We start from the raw sequence: 15,638 nt of genomic DNA, 5'->3' as shown, positions 1-15,638 counted from the left end.
TTATCCCGTCGGTAAAAATCCGAGAATAGTTTCAATTACAACCGTCAAAATAGGGATCGCCATAACGAGAATTAAAATCTTTCCAGCTAATTCAATTTTCGAAGCGATTGCCCCCTGCCCTGCATCCTTTGTAATTTGCGCTCCAAACTCAGCGATATAAGCAATCCCAATAATTTTTAGCAACGTTTCTACATATACGTTGCTAACTTTCGCTTCACTCGCTACTCTCTCAATCATTTGTAAAATAGCGTGAATTTGATCGATTAAAAGAAGGAACATTACGCTACCTACGAACACAATAAATAATGACGTAATGCTAGATTTATGCTGATTCAATACAGCCGCTAAAAACGTAGCAACGAGGCCTAATCCGACAATTTGTATAATTTCGATTCGAACCGCCCCCTTTACTGGAAGAGAAAGACACTTTTAATCTTGTCGAATAGTGTATTAATTAAAAATGCGACATGAAATAAAATAACGACAAAACCGACGAGGATAACCCAATTTGCAATATCCTCACGCTTTAATTCTTTTAGTACAGTATGAATGAAAGCTAAAACAATGCCGATTCCGGCGATTTGAAATATTAATCCAACATCAATGGACATCGCCTTTCTCCCCCCTATAGCAGTAAAATTACAATAAGTAGCCCCGCTAGTACTCCTAAGCTCTTAATCATCTTTTCATATTGCAGCTGTAATGCTTTCGCTTCTTCTTCTTCTCTCTCTAAATGTGTAATACATAACCGAATATGTTTTTGTTGTGATTCACGATCATGTTGTCCGAGCGTTTCACCAAATTGCTGCAAAATCTCATACTCAGTTTGTTGAAATGCTGTTAGCTTCCAATTTTCTTTCAAACTATCTATCCAAGCTTCTCTAACTGTTTGTTCTCCACTTTCTAGCCTGCTAGCGAAACTTTGAAATATCCAATTTAACGGCTTCGGCATTTGTTTCACTAATCGCTCAGCGGCTTCAGACAATGGTGTATGCCCATACATAATTTCTGCCTCTAATGATTGCAGTGCCGCTTTTAATAATCTAAGTTGCCTCGGTCTCTCACTGTATCTTTTGGCGTATGAAAACCCGAAAAAGGTGCTGACCGCAACGATTAACACTGCACCAAATATTTTCACCATACGCCCTCAGCCTTTCTATGAGGTAATACCGGTTTTCCATATTTATCTTTCACTTGCATAACTGTTCCTGGCCCTCTTGCTTTTGACAATTCCACAAACCTATCAAAAATGCCGAGCTCTAGCACTGCCTTTAATGATGGGCGTTTCACAACATCATCATAGGAAAATCCATGTGCACTTATAAAAAGCTGAACCCCTGCATGTACAGCCTCCATAATTGCTTCACTATCTTCTTTACGACCAATTTCATCCACAATTAATATATCTGGGCTCATAGAACGGATCATCATCATCATTCCTTCAGCTTTTGGACATGCATCTAACACATCTACTCGTGTGCCAAAGTCATATTGCGGGATGCCTTTCACACAGCCAGCAATTTCTGACCGTTCATCAACAATCCCGACTTTACAAGAAGGAATTTTCGAAGTACTTACACCTTGACTCATGCAACGTGCTACATCTCTTAAAAGTGTTGTTTTCCCCGTTTGCGGCGGGCCAATTACCATCGTGTTTAACCATCGTGATTCATACAAATAGGGCAAAAGCGGTTCAGCAATCCCTATTTTTTGACGAGCAATACGAATATTAAAGGAAGAGACATCTCGAATCATTTTCACTGTGCTTTTTTCTGTAATAACTTTTCCTGCTAAGCCTATTCTATGCCCACCTCGGAGTGTCACATACCCACGCTTTAATTCTTCTTCCATTGTATAAATTGAGAAGTGACTTAACTTATTCAATAAGTAAATAGCATCCTCTGCTGTAACGATATAGTCATAAAAAAACACTTCACCTTGAGCAATACACTCTAGCGGTCTTCCAATTCGAACACGGATTTCCTCTAGAGCATCGTACTGCTTACAATTTTCCACTAACTGCTTCATCGTTTTTGGTAAAACTTCTAATACTTCTTTCATCAGCTTCGCCCCACTATACTCGACTTACTTATTTCAACAACGCGATAAAAATGCAGCCAATTCCAAGCGCTAGAAAAAAGAGTTTCAAGAAAGAGATCTCACTTGCCACACTCGCTATGCCTATTGTCATTGTTAAAATTAATACGGTCGGTCCAACAAACGCCAACATACCATTTATAAACAATGCTTTCTTCGCATCATTCACATAAAGCATAAGCAAAGCGGCGAATATTTCCGCGCTACCTGAAAACAACCGAAGTAGCCCCATTACAAGCACAGATGTTTCCATTGCCGCTAGCCACTGTTTCATTCTCCCACCTTCTCCCATAACGGTTACTAGTGCATGTGCTAAAAAAGAATATATTTGTACAACCATATGCAGAGGTTGTCTATTTCAGAATTAAAAACATAATTTTTATCTACCGCCTATAATAATTTGAATATTCTTAATAATAATGGTATTTTATGGTATATTTATTGAAAAGGAGGGAAAATGATGCAACGAGTTACTTTACTACCACTCGATTTCCGTTATGCAAATGCGATTTTCAAGCTATCAAGTGATCCACATGTAAAAAACGCATTAGGAATAAAAGTAGAAACAATCGAAGACACGAAAGCATTCCTTCTTTTCGCCATAGAAGAAGAACGCCAAAAGAAGTCTTTATCGAGAGTGATTGTAAATGCAGAGAATGAAATAATTGGTCTCACCACACTTAAACATATTAATTACGAGAAGAAACAATCTCACATTGGCAGCTGGCTCGGCTATCCATACTGGGGAAAAGGATATAATGAGGCTGTAAAAAAAGAAATTTTTAAGATTGCTTTTTTAGACTTACAACTTTCCTATGTATTTGCTGGTGCTAAAACGAATAATATTCGCTCTTTAAAAGCACAAGAAAAACTACCTTATATTTCATTACATGTGGAAAACAAGTTTCCATACGAACACGCTGCACTAGAGAAAGAAGTAAGGTCATCTTGCTCTCTGCACGTCGTGTCACGTGAAAAATTTTTAAACTGGTTGGAATTACAAAATGAGGAGGAAAAATATGAAGGCATTGAAAATTAATTTAACCGTTGTAGTAGAATTAGCTCTTATTTATCTTTTTTCATCATTGGTCGGCTGGTCATTCATGGAAGCCTTTTTCCTTGGTAGTTTAGCAATATTTGCAATTACATGGCTAATTATTATGAGTAATCATAGAAACAACATTACGGATCACGCAATCAGTAAAACACTGACTGGCATTGAAACTGGTGAAATAAAACCATTTCAAATTATTTTAACTCCATATATTATGGGTACCCTTTCACTTGTCTTCGTTAGTTTTGTTATAACAGCGATTTATTATTTGCCCTATTTTCTATAAAAAAGCACTCGTGATAATCACGAGTGCTTTTCTACTATGCACGAGAAACGTATTTACCTTCACCAGTGTTGATGATAAGTGTTTCGCCTTCGTTAATGAAGATTGGTACTTGTACAACAAGGCCAGTTTCTAATGTAGCTGGTTTTGTTACGTTAGAAGCAGTATCACCTTTAATACCTGGCTCTGTTTCTGTAACTTGTAATTCAACTGTGTTTGGAAGTTCAACACCAAGTACTTCGCCTTGGTAAGTCATAATAGATACTTCCATGTTTTCTTTTAGGAATTTAAGCTCGCGCTCGATTTGTTTTTCACCAAGTTCGATTTGCTCATAAGTTCCGTTATCCATAAATACGTGAGACTCACCGCTTGCGTATAAGTATTGCATACGACGGTTTTCGATGTGTGCTTTTTCTACTTTCTCACCAGCACGGAATGTTTTCTCTTGAACAGAACCTGTGCGAAGGTTACGTAGTTTAGAACGAACGAATGCAGCACCTTTACCTGGCTTTACGTGTTGGAAATCAAGTACTTGCCAAAGGCCATTATCCACTGCAATTGTTAAACCTGTACGAAAATCGTTTACTGAAATCATGTAAAAAAATCCTCCTGTGTATTACAAAATAATAAGTTCTTTTGGTGATTTCGTAATTACTTCATTACCTTCACTTGTCACAATGATATCATCTTCAATACGTACGCCGCCAATACCTGGAATATAAATACCTGGCTCTACTGTTACAGCCATACCTGGTTCAAGTACTGTATCAGAACGGAATGCTAAACCTGGTGCTTCATGGATTTCAAGACCGATTCCATGACCAGTAGAATGTCCGAAGTATTCACCGTATCCTTTTTCCGTTATGTAATCACGTGTTAACGCATCCGCTTCACGGCCAGTTAAACCAGCTTTAATACCGTTCACACCACGTAATTGTGCTTCTAAAACGATATTATAAATTTCTTTCAATTTATCAGATGGTTCACCAACTGCAATCGTACGAGTAATATCAGAGCAATATCCTTTGTAATAAGCGCCGAAGTCTAATGTAACGAAATCTCCTGTTTCTATCACTTTTTCAGATGCCACGCCGTGCGGTAATGCCGAACGAAGACCTGAAGCAACGATAATATCAAACGAAGAAGATGTTGCTCCTTGTTTTCTCATGAAAAATTCAAGTTCATTTGACACTTCAATTTCAGATACTCCCGGGCGAATGAATGATAGAATATGTTCAAAGGCAGCATCTGCAATCTGTGCAGCTTCCTTTAATATCTTAATCTCTGAATCAGTCTTTATCAAGCGTAACTTTTCTACAAGCCCAGAAGTTGGGATAAATTCAGCATCGATCGCTTCTTTATGAGCTGAATAAGAACTATATGTAAGAGTATCTTGCTCAAAGCCAAGCTTTTGAATTCCTAATTCTTTCACTTGCTTTGCAACTTCATCGATAATTAATCCCGCATGCTGTACAATCTCGTATCCAACCGCTTGTTTAGTAGCTTGCTCTACGTAACGGAAATCTGTAATAAATTGAGCGCGGTTTTTCGAAATGAGTACAACACCAGCTGTTCCTGTGAAGTTAGCCATATATCTACGACTATGTTCATTTGTTAATAAAATACCGTCAATACCAGCCTCATCAAATGCACTTCTTAATCTTTCGATTTTCTCCATTACTTTATGCCTCCCTCAATTTCTCCATTAATGCAAATAACGCTAACTTATAGCCATAAAAACCAAATCCAACAATTTGTCCCGCACAAACAGCTGCCGTCACAGATTCGTGACGGAACGACTCACGCTGATGAATGTTAGAAATATGTACTTCAATAACAGGAATCGAAATGCTTGCAATTGCATCTCGAATCGCATAGCTATAATGCGTAAATGCTCCAGGATTTAAAATGATCCCTTCATATATATCTTCCGCCTCATGAATACGATCGATAATCGCACCTTCATGATTCGATTGGAAACATTCTAACTCCACTCCCATTGTTTCTGCTTCTTGCTTCATATCTGCTTCAAGTGTCGCTAGCGTGCCCTTTCCATATACATTTACCTCTCTGACACCGAGGCGATTTAGGTTAGGACCGTTTACGAGGAGTACCTTTTTCATATGCTTAAAACTCCTTAATATTAAATGTCTATATAACATTTTAACATAGGAGTTACTTGTTTGAATAGTTTGTCTTCTCTTCCCCTTCTCGCTCGGCCTTATTGGTATTTACTGCGTAAGAAACAGAGTATGCTATAAATACACCATACAATATAAAAATGCATATCGTCGTCACAATTGTTTCTTTCGGTAAATGGAGTGCACTTTTAATAGCAGGCGCTATTAACCCCACTCCGAAAAATAGTAACGCCCACCAAAATAGACCATAAATAATCCCTGGCAGAATTCCTTCAAACTTTGCCAAAAACGCTTTATACAAAAAGGCAATTAAAATCGAAAGTAGTCCCATACAAACAATTCCTGACACATTTCCCCATACCCCTTCTTTCCAACTTCCAAAGGCAAATGGTAGAAGTAAATAGTTCGGTCCCGCTTCTGTAAATGAAAATATATGAAGAAAATACCATATTCCTCCCCAAAAGAGTCCACCAAATAAACCAATTTGCACAAAATTTCTTGTTCCTATATGTTCTTGACTCACATCAACACCTCCGCTCAATAGTATGCCCGAAACTATTTTGAACCATGTTTAAATACTGCGAAATTTGTCTATAAAAAGAATAAGAAATGTCCGACTCTCGTAACATTTTTCCTTGTCATCTACTTGTATTTGTCGATAAAATAAAGGAAACTCGGTGATTGTCTTATTTCAAAACGACAGAACCCAGTATGACAATTGCCTCTTTTTCTACATAAGAGAGAAACAAATACAGGTTGGTGTTAACATGGCAGAAGAGTCAAAACAAATATATGGCGGGCAAGCAGTCATAGAAGGAGTTATGTTTGGCGGTAGAGAATATACTGTTACAGCGGTTCGTCGTAAAGATAAATCGATTGAATTTTATCGATTACCACGCGTTCGTAATAAAGCATTATCTATCCTGAAAAAAATTCCATTTTTACGAGGGATTGCCGCTATTGTGGATGCAAGCGCGAACGGGGCAAAACATTTAAACTTTGCTTCAGAACGATTTGATGTTCACCCAGAAGAAGATGAACAAATTGCAAATAAAAAAGAAGAACAATCGAAGTTAACGATGGTATTAGGAGTTGCAGCAGTTGGGGTTTTATCTTTCATATTCGGTAAAGTCATTTTCACAGCAGTTCCTGCATTACTAGCTGAATTAACGAGACCGATTTTCCCATCTCATACAGGGCAAATCATTGTCGAAAGTGTCATTAAGCTCCTGTTATTACTGAGCTATATATACTTTATTTCTTTAACGCCACTCATTAAGCGGGTATTTCAGTACCATGGTGCGGAGCATAAAGTAATTAATGCCTATGAGAATAATCTTTCATTGACTGTAGAAAATGTTCAAAAACAAACTCGCCTTCATTATCGTTGTGGCAGTAGCTTCATTATATTTACAGTCATTATTGGAATGTTTGTTTATTTCCTTGTCCCTACAGATCCACTTTGGGCCAGAGTGGTAAACCGAATTTTATTAATTCCAGTCGTTCTCGGTATTTCTTTTGAAGTGTTACAATTTACGAATCGATTACGCGATATTCCAGTATTACGCATACTTGGATATCCCGGATTATGGCTACAACTATTAACAACGAAAGAACCAACAGATGATCAAGTGGAAGTAGCCATTGCATCGTTTGAAGAATTATTACGTTTAGAAAACAAACAATAATTATTTAAAAATGGTGTTCAACTCCTTTCCTCATCGTTAATATACTAATTTTAATATATGTTTTTAGGAGGTGTTCCTTATGAACGGTCGTTCGTTTACTTTCGCTATATTTGTGCTTATTATCGGATTAGCAATATTCGGCCTTGTTTCATCTGTCATTACAGATCCAATGGGAGTGTTAAGAAATATTGGTATCATGTTGGCTGTCGTTGGTATCTTTTATTTACTCTACAAAATGTTTACAAACTCTAGCGGTTCAGCAAATTCGCAAAGCTCATATAAGCGCGCTGCAAAACAATCGAGCCGCAAGCATGGGAAACAAAATGTAGCACCCCTAAGCAATTCTTTCTTTAAATCAAACGCTTCTAATGACAAAGGGAAAAAAGGGAATCTTTCTTCTTTAAAGCGAAAAAGAAAACAATCTCATTTAACTGTCATTGAAGGTAAAAAAAACAAAAAGAAAGACCGTGCTTCCTTTTAGGAAATACGGTCTTTCTTTATATTTTGCAGTACTTCTTTCAAGCTTTTATCTTTCATACTTTCAATTCGAAGATGATGATTTTCAAAGGGTAAATTCCGTGTTACATCATTCGGTACAACAACGCACGTTAACCCTGCCGCAATTGCTGCTTTCAATCCGTTTAACGAGTCTTCAAATACAACGGCTTCAGACGAATCTATCCCTAAACCTTCTATTGCCACTCGGTAAAGTGCTGGATCTGGTTTTACCTTCTCAACATCTTCTCTCGTTTTAATGACTTCAAAATAATCTCGAATTTGTAGCTCTTCCAAAAAAGGAATAACCCATTCTCTAGATGAACTGGAAGCTAATGCGATTTTTAATCCCATTTCTTTCGCTTCTTGTAAGTATTCTTTTACCCCGTCACGAGCTTCTGTTATTTTCATTTTCTCTTTATGTAAAGTTTTCACTTTTTCTTTTAATGCATGCTTGTTAAACTTCTCTTTTAATTGATCATTTAAATATGCATACAGTACATCATCTGTCGTTCCAATACACTTTGCAAATTCCTCTAAAGGTAAATCTCCACCATACTCACGAACGGCGTCTCTGAAAGAGTGAAACCATATTGTTTCTGTGTCCACAATTAATCCATCAAAATCAAAAATAATTGCTTTCATAATTCTCCCATCCTTTTCGATTGAAATAAAAAAGGAAACGACATACGTTCCCTTTAATTACTTTTCTCTTCATTTGCTTTTTGAACACCACGAAGTGTTTCCACTCGAACCTCATCTTGTTCAAAGTATTGCACTAAATCACCAATGCGATCAATTGCTTCCCAGCTTAAATGATGTTCAATTCCTTCTACATCATTGTAAATCTTACTTTCATCCACACCGATAATACGCATAAATTGCTCTAGCAAGTCATGACGGTATACGAGACGTTCTCCAATTTTTTTACCTTTTGATGTTAATACAAGCCCTCTATATTTTTCATAAATTAGATATTCATCTTTGTCTAATTTTTGCACCATTTTTGTTACAGAGGATGGATGTACACTAAGCGCTTCAGCAATATCAGATACGCGGGCATAACCCTTTTCATCAATCAACAAATAAATTTGTTCAATATAATCTTCCATACTAGGGGTAGGCATCGGTTTCCTCCATCCAATTTCATTTTGCTCATTCCGTACGAAGCAATCAATAAAATGATACACCAGAAAGAATAACGTGACAAGTTGAAAACAAGCCTAAATATATAAAACAAAAAAGAATCTGTATTTGTATACAGACTCCTCTTAAGTAAAGTATTGTATTTCTGCATCAGGAAAAAACTCATATATATAGCCTCTTATTGTTTCTTCCAATACTTCCGCATCATCTTTTTTATATACGTATTTCCCGATGCCGTACCGTCCCCATTTATATTTACGCTTCTCTTCATCCATTTCAAGCTTCGTACTCGGATAACGCTCCTGAATGACCTTTTTTGCTGGTTTTGTAAAGCGATGTTGAATTAATTCAAATGTTAAATTCGGTATGGACAAATCTTTTAGTGCATTGTACAGTCTTTCAAATAATTCACGGTATCCTTCTTCCCATCCTTCATGCATATAAAGTGGCGCAACTATAAAACCAAGTGGATAATCAGCGCCTGCTACTTTACGTGCTGCTTCAATACGCTCTTCAAAGGGTGACGTCCCCGGCTCAAAATTTTTAATTACATACCGTGAATTAATACTAAACCTAAAACGAGTTTTCCCATTATGTTTTGCATCTAACAAATGATCAACGTGCGAATATTTCGTAACGAAACGTAAACGCCCATGCTCACTTTCTCCAATGAATTCAATCGCCCGCTTTAATGCATGTGTTAAATGATCGATCCCAACGATATCTGATGTACAAGCAGCTTCAAACCTTGTTATTTCAGGTGCTCTTTCATCCATATATTGCTGTGCCTTCTCAAATATTTCATCAAGATTCACATACACGCGAACGTAAGGCTTACTCCCAAGTGTCGTTTGCAAGTAACAATAATGACAATGTCCCATACATCCTGTTGCAAGCGGAATTGCATATTCAGCTGACGGTTTTGATGTATCAAACTTTAATGTCTTCCTCACCCCAACGACAAGCGTCGCTTTTGCATTACGATACTTTTGCAAATCATTTTCACCCGGCAAATTTCGAATTTGATTATGGGATGTCGTTTCACGAATCTCTAATCCCATCTTCGTAAACTTCTCATACAGCTCTTTTCCAAGCGGATATTCAAGTGCCTTCGGTTCAAAGTAAACGAGTTTTGGCATAAACGGTTTCATATACTTCCCTCCTCTCGTTAGTATGGGGAACGCGGAAAAATTAAAACGCATTAAAGTTTTCCACCTCGGTAACTTGCGTTGCAAGTTACCGAATGTTACAATTTGGATAACAGCTACCTTGCACAGCAAGTTACCTGAGTAAAAGGTGGTGAAATCATGCACAGCCAAATGTTAAAAGGTGTACTCGAAGGTTGCATCCTATACATCATTTCACAAGAAGAAGTGTACGGATATGCACTGAGTACAAAATTAAATAAACACGGATTTACATTCGTAAGTGAAGGAAGCATATATCCGTTATTGTTACGTATGCAAAAAGAAAAATTGATTGAAGGAACATTAAAAGCCTCCTCACTTGGGCCAAAGAGAAAATATTATCACGTAACGGATAAAGGATTAGAACAGCTTGAAGAATTTAAACAAAGCTGGGGAATGGTTTCAACAACGGTGAACAATTTATTACAGGGGGAGTGATGGGGATGGAAGCGAAAGATTTAATCGAACTAAATAACGAAAAGCGTAAATTATTAACTACAGAAAATGAAAACGCCTATAGCGACATGTTAATATACATCCGCTTAGCTAAAGTGCCAGAATACCATGCGGAAGAATTGCTAATTGAAATTCTAGATCACCTTATTGAAGGGCAGCAAGAAGAAAAAAATGCTTATGATATGTTCGGCGATGACTTACAGGCATACTGCGATGAACTAATTGCTGCCCTACCTAAGCCAAGTTTATGGGAACAATTATCGATTCCTTTATTTATAACTAGTTATTTATTAGCAATATATTTTGCTGTTTCTTCCGTAATTGCATTGGTATTTCCCTTATTTTCAAATGAAGCACGTTTTAAATTTGTACACATCGATTTCATTTATCTGCTTGCATTTATATTGTCCGTACATCTTATGATACGTTTTGTTTTCGATTTTATAAATACTGATTTATTTAAAAATAAAACAACTATTTGGAGGCATATTGGAGGATTTTTCATACGCCATAGCCTATGGATACTATTAATCGGTATTTCCTTTTTATTTATTAAACAGCCCTATACTACATTACAAATCTCACCTTGGATTGGCGCTTTACTGGCTATCTCTTGCTATGCACTATACAAAATCTTCTTCAAAAGAGAATATTTAGACTTTAAAAAGGAGTAACGATACGATGACCGAAAAAGAAATGGTTCAGTTAAACAATGAAAAAAGAAAGTTATTAACAGCTGAAAACGAAGCTGCTTATGGTGATATGCTTATTTATTTACGCCTTACTAGCGTTCCACAAAAACAAATGGAAGAATTACTTTTAGAAATATTGGATCATCTTTTAGAAGCGCAAGAAGACGGTAAAACTGCACATGACATTTTCGGAGAAGATTTAAAAGCGTACTGCGATGAATTAATTAAGTCTTCGGAACATCAAAATTCTTTCCAACAAGCTGCCGTTATTCGGTTTGCAGTTAGTTTATTATTATCTGTTCAAATTGGATGCGATACATTCACTACTCTTATTCAAAAATTATTTTCAAATACAAACACTTCAGGAATCCCATTTAGTATTCCTGGAACAATATTATCTGCTATTGTTTTAGCAATTGGCGCTTTCATAACTTTTTCTTTATTTAGACGTTTTTCTTTTACAATAATGGTTTCCTGGAAACAAAAAGTACTCCTCTTATTATCAGTATTTATACCTTTTATCTTATCAGTTTTTTCAAACGTATTTTTCAAAACACGTCCATACTTATTTTATAATTTGTCTATTTTGCAAGGTGCCCTTGTTACACTTTCTTTTTATATTTTATACAAATTTTTATATAAAACATCTAAATTTTAACAGCCCTTCAAAAGGCTGTTTTTCTTCTGTCTAATTTTACAAATTGAAAAATTTCATAAAGAAAATAAGAAAAATGCAAAATAATTAAAGTTAATTGTTGACGTGATGCTTTTATTATCGGTATCATAAATCTTCGTGAGCAATTATTTTTCGTTATACGATTTTTTTATTATTACTGAATTTTTGAGAGGAGAAATTAGATGTCAGTTAAGAAGAAAACGCAAGTACGCACCGGCAAAATGGTACGTGAACTAATGTTAGCAGACGAAGATGTAAATGCTTCGCTAATTATGGTATATAGTGAAAACGGTGTAAACGCAGAAATTAAAATCGAGGGCTTAACGCCGAAATGTAACGAAGAATTATTTTTGAGCGGAAACGTGGATTGGAACAAGAGTGTTATTTATAAAATTGTTGATTTCACTGGAAACGCTGAAGTTGGTAAAGTTACATTAACAGCGATGAACAAAAATAATGTTTCTCTAGAAATAGAACGCGTTATGTGGAGTAAAGAAAATAAAGAGGCTGCTGAACAAGAAGAAACAGTTGTAGAAACTACTCCGAAAAAAGAAGTAGTTGTAGAAGCTCCAAAAGCAGTTACACCTGCTCCAAAGCCTGTTACACGTGTAGAAACACCTGCTACAGCACCAACACCGAAGCCTACTCCGGCATCGAAGCCAGTAAGTGTAGAAGCAGCTGTGGAATTATCTACTCCAGCACCTGTGAAACGAGAAGTACCAACTCCGGTTACAAAGCAAGAGACAGCACCGGTCGCGCCTGCAAAACCGAAGCAACCTGCTTTGACTGAAACAAATTCAAAACTACAAGAAAATTATGTGAAACTCGTGAAAAAGACAATTGAAGTTTGTCAAGATTACGAGCTTGGCATCGACATAGATGATTCTATTGAAGGCTTAAAAGAAGAACTACAAAGCCAAGGTATTAGCGTTACATTTGACAAAGAAATTATGGACGTTGTCAATCGCCTTCGTTCTTTACAAGATAAAGGAATCAAAGTAGAAAAAGTACTTAATTTACTATAAAAAAATAAGAGGCGGCAATTGCCACCTCTTATTTTTTATAATTCCATTCTTTACTTTCATACTTTTCTTTTGCTAACGTTTGCACTTCATGTAATTGTTCTTCTGTTAATTCATACGGAACAAGCTCTACATCTAATCCTTTTTCAAACCCAACCTCAAACGCTTTAATTAACTGCTCGATTGTAAACGTACGGTCTGTTAATTCATTAATTGCTACCGCTTTAGATGAGAACATACTCTTCATACGTTCTTTCACACGTTCATTCGGGAATAAAAACAGATCATATAACTCATCTAAATCTATTTCTAATGGAATCGACCCGTGCTGTAAAATAACGCCTTTTTGACGTGTTTGCGCACTACCTGCGATTTTTCTTCCTTCTACTACAATTTCATACCAAGACGGCGCATCAAAACATACGCCTGAACGTGGATTTTTTAAATTTTCACGATCTGCTTCTGTTTTTGGAACTGCATAATACGCTTCTAACCCTAATGCTTTAAAACCATCTAATAAACCTTGCGAAATAACACGATACGCTTCTGTAACTGTTTTTGGCATATTTGGATGATCTTCAGACACAATAACACTGTACGTTAATTCTTTATCATGTAGTACACCCCTGCCGCCTGTTTGACGACGAACGAATCCATATTTCTTTTCGTTAACTACATCCATATTAATATCTTTTTCAACACGCTGGAAATATCCGACTGTTAATGTTGGTACTTCCCATTCATAAAAGCGAATAGTTGGTGGCATTTTCTTTTCACTTTGCCAATTTAATAGACATTCATCTAACGCCATATTAAATGCCGGTGAACATTGACCAGAGTTAATATAACACCATTTTTCTTTTCCCATCCTGCACCTCATATAACCAATTATTTTTCACATTCTCTAGTCTACCAAATTCGACAAAATTTGTGAAAGAATACGAAATTTCTTCTTATATACAAATGAATCTGTTGCATAAATACATACGGGCATTATAATATTGAAAGTAGGATAAGAAAAAAGGGAGCGATAGAATCGTGTCAACAACTTGGATTATTTTATTAGCCGTAATCGTAGCGTTCATCGGTTACACTGTATGGATGTATTTCTATCAGAAGAAATTAATTACAACACTTTCAGAAGAAGAGTTTCGCGCTGGCTACCGTAAAGCACAGCTTATCGATATTCGCGAAGCAGACGAATATACTGCAGGGCATATTTTAGGCGCACGTAACATTCCGTTATCACAAATTCGCCTTCGTCATAAAGAACTTCGTAAAGATCAACCAGTTTACTTATACTGTCAAAGTGGATTCCGTACCGGTCGTGCGGCTCAATACTTAAAGAAACAAGGCTACAAAGATTTCTACCAATTACAAGGTGGATTTAAAACGTGGACTGGAAAAATTAAAAAGAAATAATAACATACAAAAACTAGCTGAATAATTCAGCTAGTTTTTTCATTTGAAAACTTTCCACGTTATTCTCACACATTTTGACAAAAATTCTTTTATAGACGCAAGAAAGACCCCTATCATTCTCACGCCCAAATAAAAAGGTTACGCGAATAACAGAAGTCATATTTATAACATAGTTTGTGAAAAGCTTTTCAGGTCAAGATTTTTTTCATTCTTATTATTTTCCCTTTATAATAAGAGGAAGAGGTGATACATATGGCCAATATAAAACAAATTGCAAAAACCGCTGGTGTATCCATATCAACTGTTTCTCGCGTCCTGAATAATCACCCTTACGTAAAAGAAGAAAAACGTAAGCGTGTTCTAGATGCTGTTGAAGAATTGAACTATGCCAAAAATATAAATGCTATTCATTTAATAAAAGGAAAAACATATACGATCGGTGTTATGCTCCCTTTCATTAACCTTCCATACTTCAGTACCATTATTGAAGGAATCGGTAACGAAGCGTTAGCAGCTGGATATCACATTAATTTATGTCAAACGAATTACGATAGTATCGAAGAAATTCGTGTTCTGGAAATGATGAAAATGAAACAATTCGACGGGATGATTATTTGCTCTCGAACGAGTTCATGGGAACAAATTGAACCTTTCGCAAAATTTGCTCCTATTATTTCATGCGAAAAAATGCACCACCCCCTCATTTCATCTGTCTACGTAGATCATTATGAAGGCTTCCGTCTCGGCACCGCCTATTTACTCAATAAAGGTCATGAAAAAATCGGGATTTGTTTAGCAAGAAAAACAAGTGTAAATTCTATGGAACGTGAAAAAGCGTTTGCTGATACACTTCGTAACGAAAGCAAAACGTTACATCCCGAATGGATTTTTCACCAATGCTATACAATGCAAGACGGTGCACAAATACTCCATCGTATTGTAAACATGAAAAATCGTCCAACCGCTATTTTTACAGCGAACGATCAAGTTGCAGCTGGTTTATTAACAGAGGCTCGAAAGCAAGGTCTTCGAGTACCCGAAGATCTTGCTATCCTCGGATTTGATAATCATGAAATTTCAAAGGCGTTAGAAATTTCAACAATTGAACATCCCGGTCTCGAAATGGGCTCACATGCGTTTTCTTTATTCCATAAACAAATCCAAAGCGAGCAAATTATCGGGAACGCAAAAGAGCTTTCATTCCAGTTAATCGAACGAGATACTGTCTAATAAGAGCGTTACCTATAGCGCTCTTTTTCAGCTCTTCACCTATTGACTT

Annotated in this window: 23 protein-coding genes; 10 read left to right on the top strand and 13 right to left on the bottom strand. The window is 36.4% G+C overall.

The features are described from left to right. From spoIIIAD to QCI47_RS06570, 5 genes are read right to left on the bottom strand one after another with little or no spacing between them, the layout of a single operon-like run. Positions 1 to 384: a stage III sporulation protein AD gene (gene spoIIIAD, locus QCI47_RS06590; protein ID WP_077317075.1), complete on the bottom strand. Its 384-nt coding sequence runs from the start codon at positions 382 to 384 to the stop codon at positions 1 to 3. A gap of 23 nt (positions 385 to 407) precedes the next feature. After that, the gene (spoIIIAC, locus tag QCI47_RS06585) at positions 408 to 611 is read right to left on the bottom strand and encodes a stage III sporulation protein AC (RefSeq protein ID WP_000020914.1); all 204 of its coding nucleotides are present in this window, start codon (positions 609 to 611) and stop codon (positions 408 to 410) included. A 14-nt stretch (positions 612 to 625) separates the two neighbouring features. Next, positions 626 to 1,141, bottom strand: coding sequence for a stage III sporulation protein SpoIIIAB (spoIIIAB, locus tag QCI47_RS06580; protein ID WP_000238697.1), 516 nt, complete (start codon positions 1,139 to 1,141; stop codon positions 626 to 628). After that, a complete protein-coding gene (gene spoIIIAA / locus QCI47_RS06575) occupies positions 1,135 to 2,061 on the bottom strand; it encodes a stage III sporulation protein AA (RefSeq protein WP_000665886.1) in 927 nt (308 codons plus the stop codon). The genes spoIIIAB and spoIIIAA overlap by 7 nt, the downstream gene beginning before the upstream one ends. Positions 2,062 to 2,089: 28 nt before the next feature. After that, on the bottom strand, positions 2,090 to 2,371 hold the full coding sequence (locus tag QCI47_RS06570) for a YqhV family protein (protein ID WP_000816054.1): 282 nt from the start codon (positions 2,369 to 2,371) through the stop codon (positions 2,090 to 2,092). A 186-nt stretch (positions 2,372 to 2,557) separates the two neighbouring features. Between QCI47_RS06570 and QCI47_RS06565 the strand changes: the two genes are divergently transcribed. Then, complete coding sequence (locus QCI47_RS06565; protein ID WP_001190073.1) at positions 2,558 to 3,136, top strand: GNAT family N-acetyltransferase; 579 nt, start codon at positions 2,558 to 2,560, stop codon at positions 3,134 to 3,136. Next, the gene (locus tag QCI47_RS06560) at positions 3,117 to 3,437 is read left to right on the top strand and encodes a hypothetical protein (protein WP_000645558.1); all 321 of its coding nucleotides are present in this window, start codon (positions 3,117 to 3,119) and stop codon (positions 3,435 to 3,437) included. The genes QCI47_RS06565 and QCI47_RS06560 overlap by 20 nt, the downstream gene beginning before the upstream one ends. A 34-nt stretch (positions 3,438 to 3,471) precedes the next feature. Here the strand turns inward: QCI47_RS06560 and efp are convergent, their stop codons facing one another. Genes efp through QCI47_RS06540 form a run of 4 tightly spaced genes read right to left on the bottom strand, consistent with a single transcriptional unit; the run spans position 3,472 to position 6,098 of the window. Next, positions 3,472 to 4,029, bottom strand: a complete 558-nt coding sequence (gene efp, locus QCI47_RS06555) for an elongation factor P (protein ID WP_000626512.1) — start codon at positions 4,027 to 4,029, stop codon at positions 3,472 to 3,474. Between the two features lie 21 nt (positions 4,030 to 4,050). Then, on the bottom strand, positions 4,051 to 5,112 hold the full coding sequence (pepQ, locus tag QCI47_RS06550; protein ID WP_000411051.1) for a Xaa-Pro dipeptidase: 1,062 nt from the start codon (positions 5,110 to 5,112) through the stop codon (positions 4,051 to 4,053). Between the two features lie 4 nt (positions 5,113 to 5,116). After that, on the bottom strand, positions 5,117 to 5,557 hold the full coding sequence (aroQ, locus tag QCI47_RS06545) for a type II 3-dehydroquinate dehydratase (RefSeq protein ID WP_000757087.1): 441 nt from the start codon (positions 5,555 to 5,557) through the stop codon (positions 5,117 to 5,119). A 52-nt stretch (positions 5,558 to 5,609) separates the two neighbouring features. After that, positions 5,610 to 6,098, bottom strand: a complete 489-nt coding sequence (locus tag QCI47_RS06540; protein ID WP_000076575.1) for a YqhR family membrane protein — start codon at positions 6,096 to 6,098, stop codon at positions 5,610 to 5,612. A 244-nt stretch (positions 6,099 to 6,342) separates the two neighbouring features. Between QCI47_RS06540 and QCI47_RS06535 the strand changes: the two genes are divergently transcribed. Beyond that, on the top strand, positions 6,343 to 7,263 hold the full coding sequence (locus tag QCI47_RS06535; RefSeq protein WP_000797107.1) for a DUF1385 domain-containing protein: 921 nt from the start codon (positions 6,343 to 6,345) through the stop codon (positions 7,261 to 7,263). Positions 7,264 to 7,342: 79 nt separating this feature from the next. Then, positions 7,343 to 7,744, top strand: a complete 402-nt coding sequence (locus QCI47_RS06530; RefSeq protein ID WP_001014446.1) for an SA1362 family protein — start codon at positions 7,343 to 7,345, stop codon at positions 7,742 to 7,744. On the opposite strand, the gene QCI47_RS06525 is transcribed toward QCI47_RS06530, so the two are convergent. From QCI47_RS06525 to splB, 3 genes are all read right to left on the bottom strand, one after another. After that, positions 7,741 to 8,403: an HAD family hydrolase gene (locus QCI47_RS06525; RefSeq protein WP_000643907.1), complete on the bottom strand. Its 663-nt coding sequence runs from the start codon at positions 8,401 to 8,403 to the stop codon at positions 7,741 to 7,743. The genes QCI47_RS06530 and QCI47_RS06525 overlap by 4 nt on opposite strands. Before the next feature lie 53 nt (positions 8,404 to 8,456). Continuing rightward, on the bottom strand, positions 8,457 to 8,885 hold the full coding sequence (gene mntR / locus QCI47_RS06520) for a transcriptional regulator MntR (protein WP_001143073.1): 429 nt from the start codon (positions 8,883 to 8,885) through the stop codon (positions 8,457 to 8,459). 144 nt (positions 8,886 to 9,029) lie between these two features. Beyond that, positions 9,030 to 10,055, bottom strand: a complete 1,026-nt coding sequence (splB, locus tag QCI47_RS06515) for a spore photoproduct lyase (protein WP_000802117.1) — start codon at positions 10,053 to 10,055, stop codon at positions 9,030 to 9,032. Positions 10,056 to 10,211: 156 nt separating this feature from the next. Between splB and QCI47_RS06510 the strand changes: the two genes are divergently transcribed. The 4 genes from QCI47_RS06510 to QCI47_RS06495 all read left to right on the top strand — a co-directional run bounded on the left by QCI47_RS06510 (position 10,212) and on the right by QCI47_RS06495 (position 12,940). Continuing rightward, positions 10,212 to 10,529, top strand: coding sequence for a PadR family transcriptional regulator (locus QCI47_RS06510; RefSeq protein ID WP_309422244.1), 318 nt, complete (start codon positions 10,212 to 10,214; stop codon positions 10,527 to 10,529). A gap of 5 nt (positions 10,530 to 10,534) precedes the next feature. Beyond that, the gene (locus QCI47_RS06505; protein WP_076874715.1) at positions 10,535 to 11,221 is read left to right on the top strand and encodes a DUF1129 family protein; all 687 of its coding nucleotides are present in this window, start codon (positions 10,535 to 10,537) and stop codon (positions 11,219 to 11,221) included. Positions 11,222 to 11,228: 7 nt separating this feature from the next. Further along, a complete protein-coding gene (locus QCI47_RS06500) occupies positions 11,229 to 11,897 on the top strand; it encodes a DUF1129 family protein (RefSeq protein WP_353811723.1) in 669 nt (222 codons plus the stop codon). A gap of 200 nt (positions 11,898 to 12,097) precedes the next feature. Further along, the gene (locus QCI47_RS06495; protein WP_309422247.1) at positions 12,098 to 12,940 is read left to right on the top strand and encodes a hypothetical protein; all 843 of its coding nucleotides are present in this window, start codon (positions 12,098 to 12,100) and stop codon (positions 12,938 to 12,940) included. 28 nt (positions 12,941 to 12,968) lie between these two features. On the opposite strand, the gene QCI47_RS06490 is transcribed toward QCI47_RS06495, so the two are convergent. Continuing rightward, positions 12,969 to 13,805, bottom strand: coding sequence for a lipoate--protein ligase family protein (locus QCI47_RS06490; protein WP_000514079.1), 837 nt, complete (start codon positions 13,803 to 13,805; stop codon positions 12,969 to 12,971). 170 nt (positions 13,806 to 13,975) lie between these two features. Between QCI47_RS06490 and QCI47_RS06485 the strand changes: the two genes are divergently transcribed. Both QCI47_RS06485 and QCI47_RS06480 read left to right on the top strand, forming a co-directional pair. Then, the gene (locus QCI47_RS06485) at positions 13,976 to 14,359 is read left to right on the top strand and encodes a rhodanese-like domain-containing protein (protein WP_000108655.1); all 384 of its coding nucleotides are present in this window, start codon (positions 13,976 to 13,978) and stop codon (positions 14,357 to 14,359) included. A 252-nt stretch (positions 14,360 to 14,611) separates the two neighbouring features. Next, complete coding sequence (locus QCI47_RS06480) at positions 14,612 to 15,589, top strand: LacI family DNA-binding transcriptional regulator (RefSeq protein ID WP_250669850.1); 978 nt, start codon at positions 14,612 to 14,614, stop codon at positions 15,587 to 15,589. The last annotated feature ends 49 nt before the right edge of the window (positions 15,590 to 15,638 follow it).

The organism is Bacillus cereus group sp. RP29, from assembly GCF_040459765.1.
GTDB classification, from domain to species: domain Bacteria; phylum Bacillota; class Bacilli; order Bacillales; family Bacillaceae_G; genus Bacillus_A; species Bacillus_A paranthracis.
The sequence above is the reverse complement of the archived record's forward strand: the minus strand, read 5'-3'. Positions and strand labels throughout refer to the sequence as shown.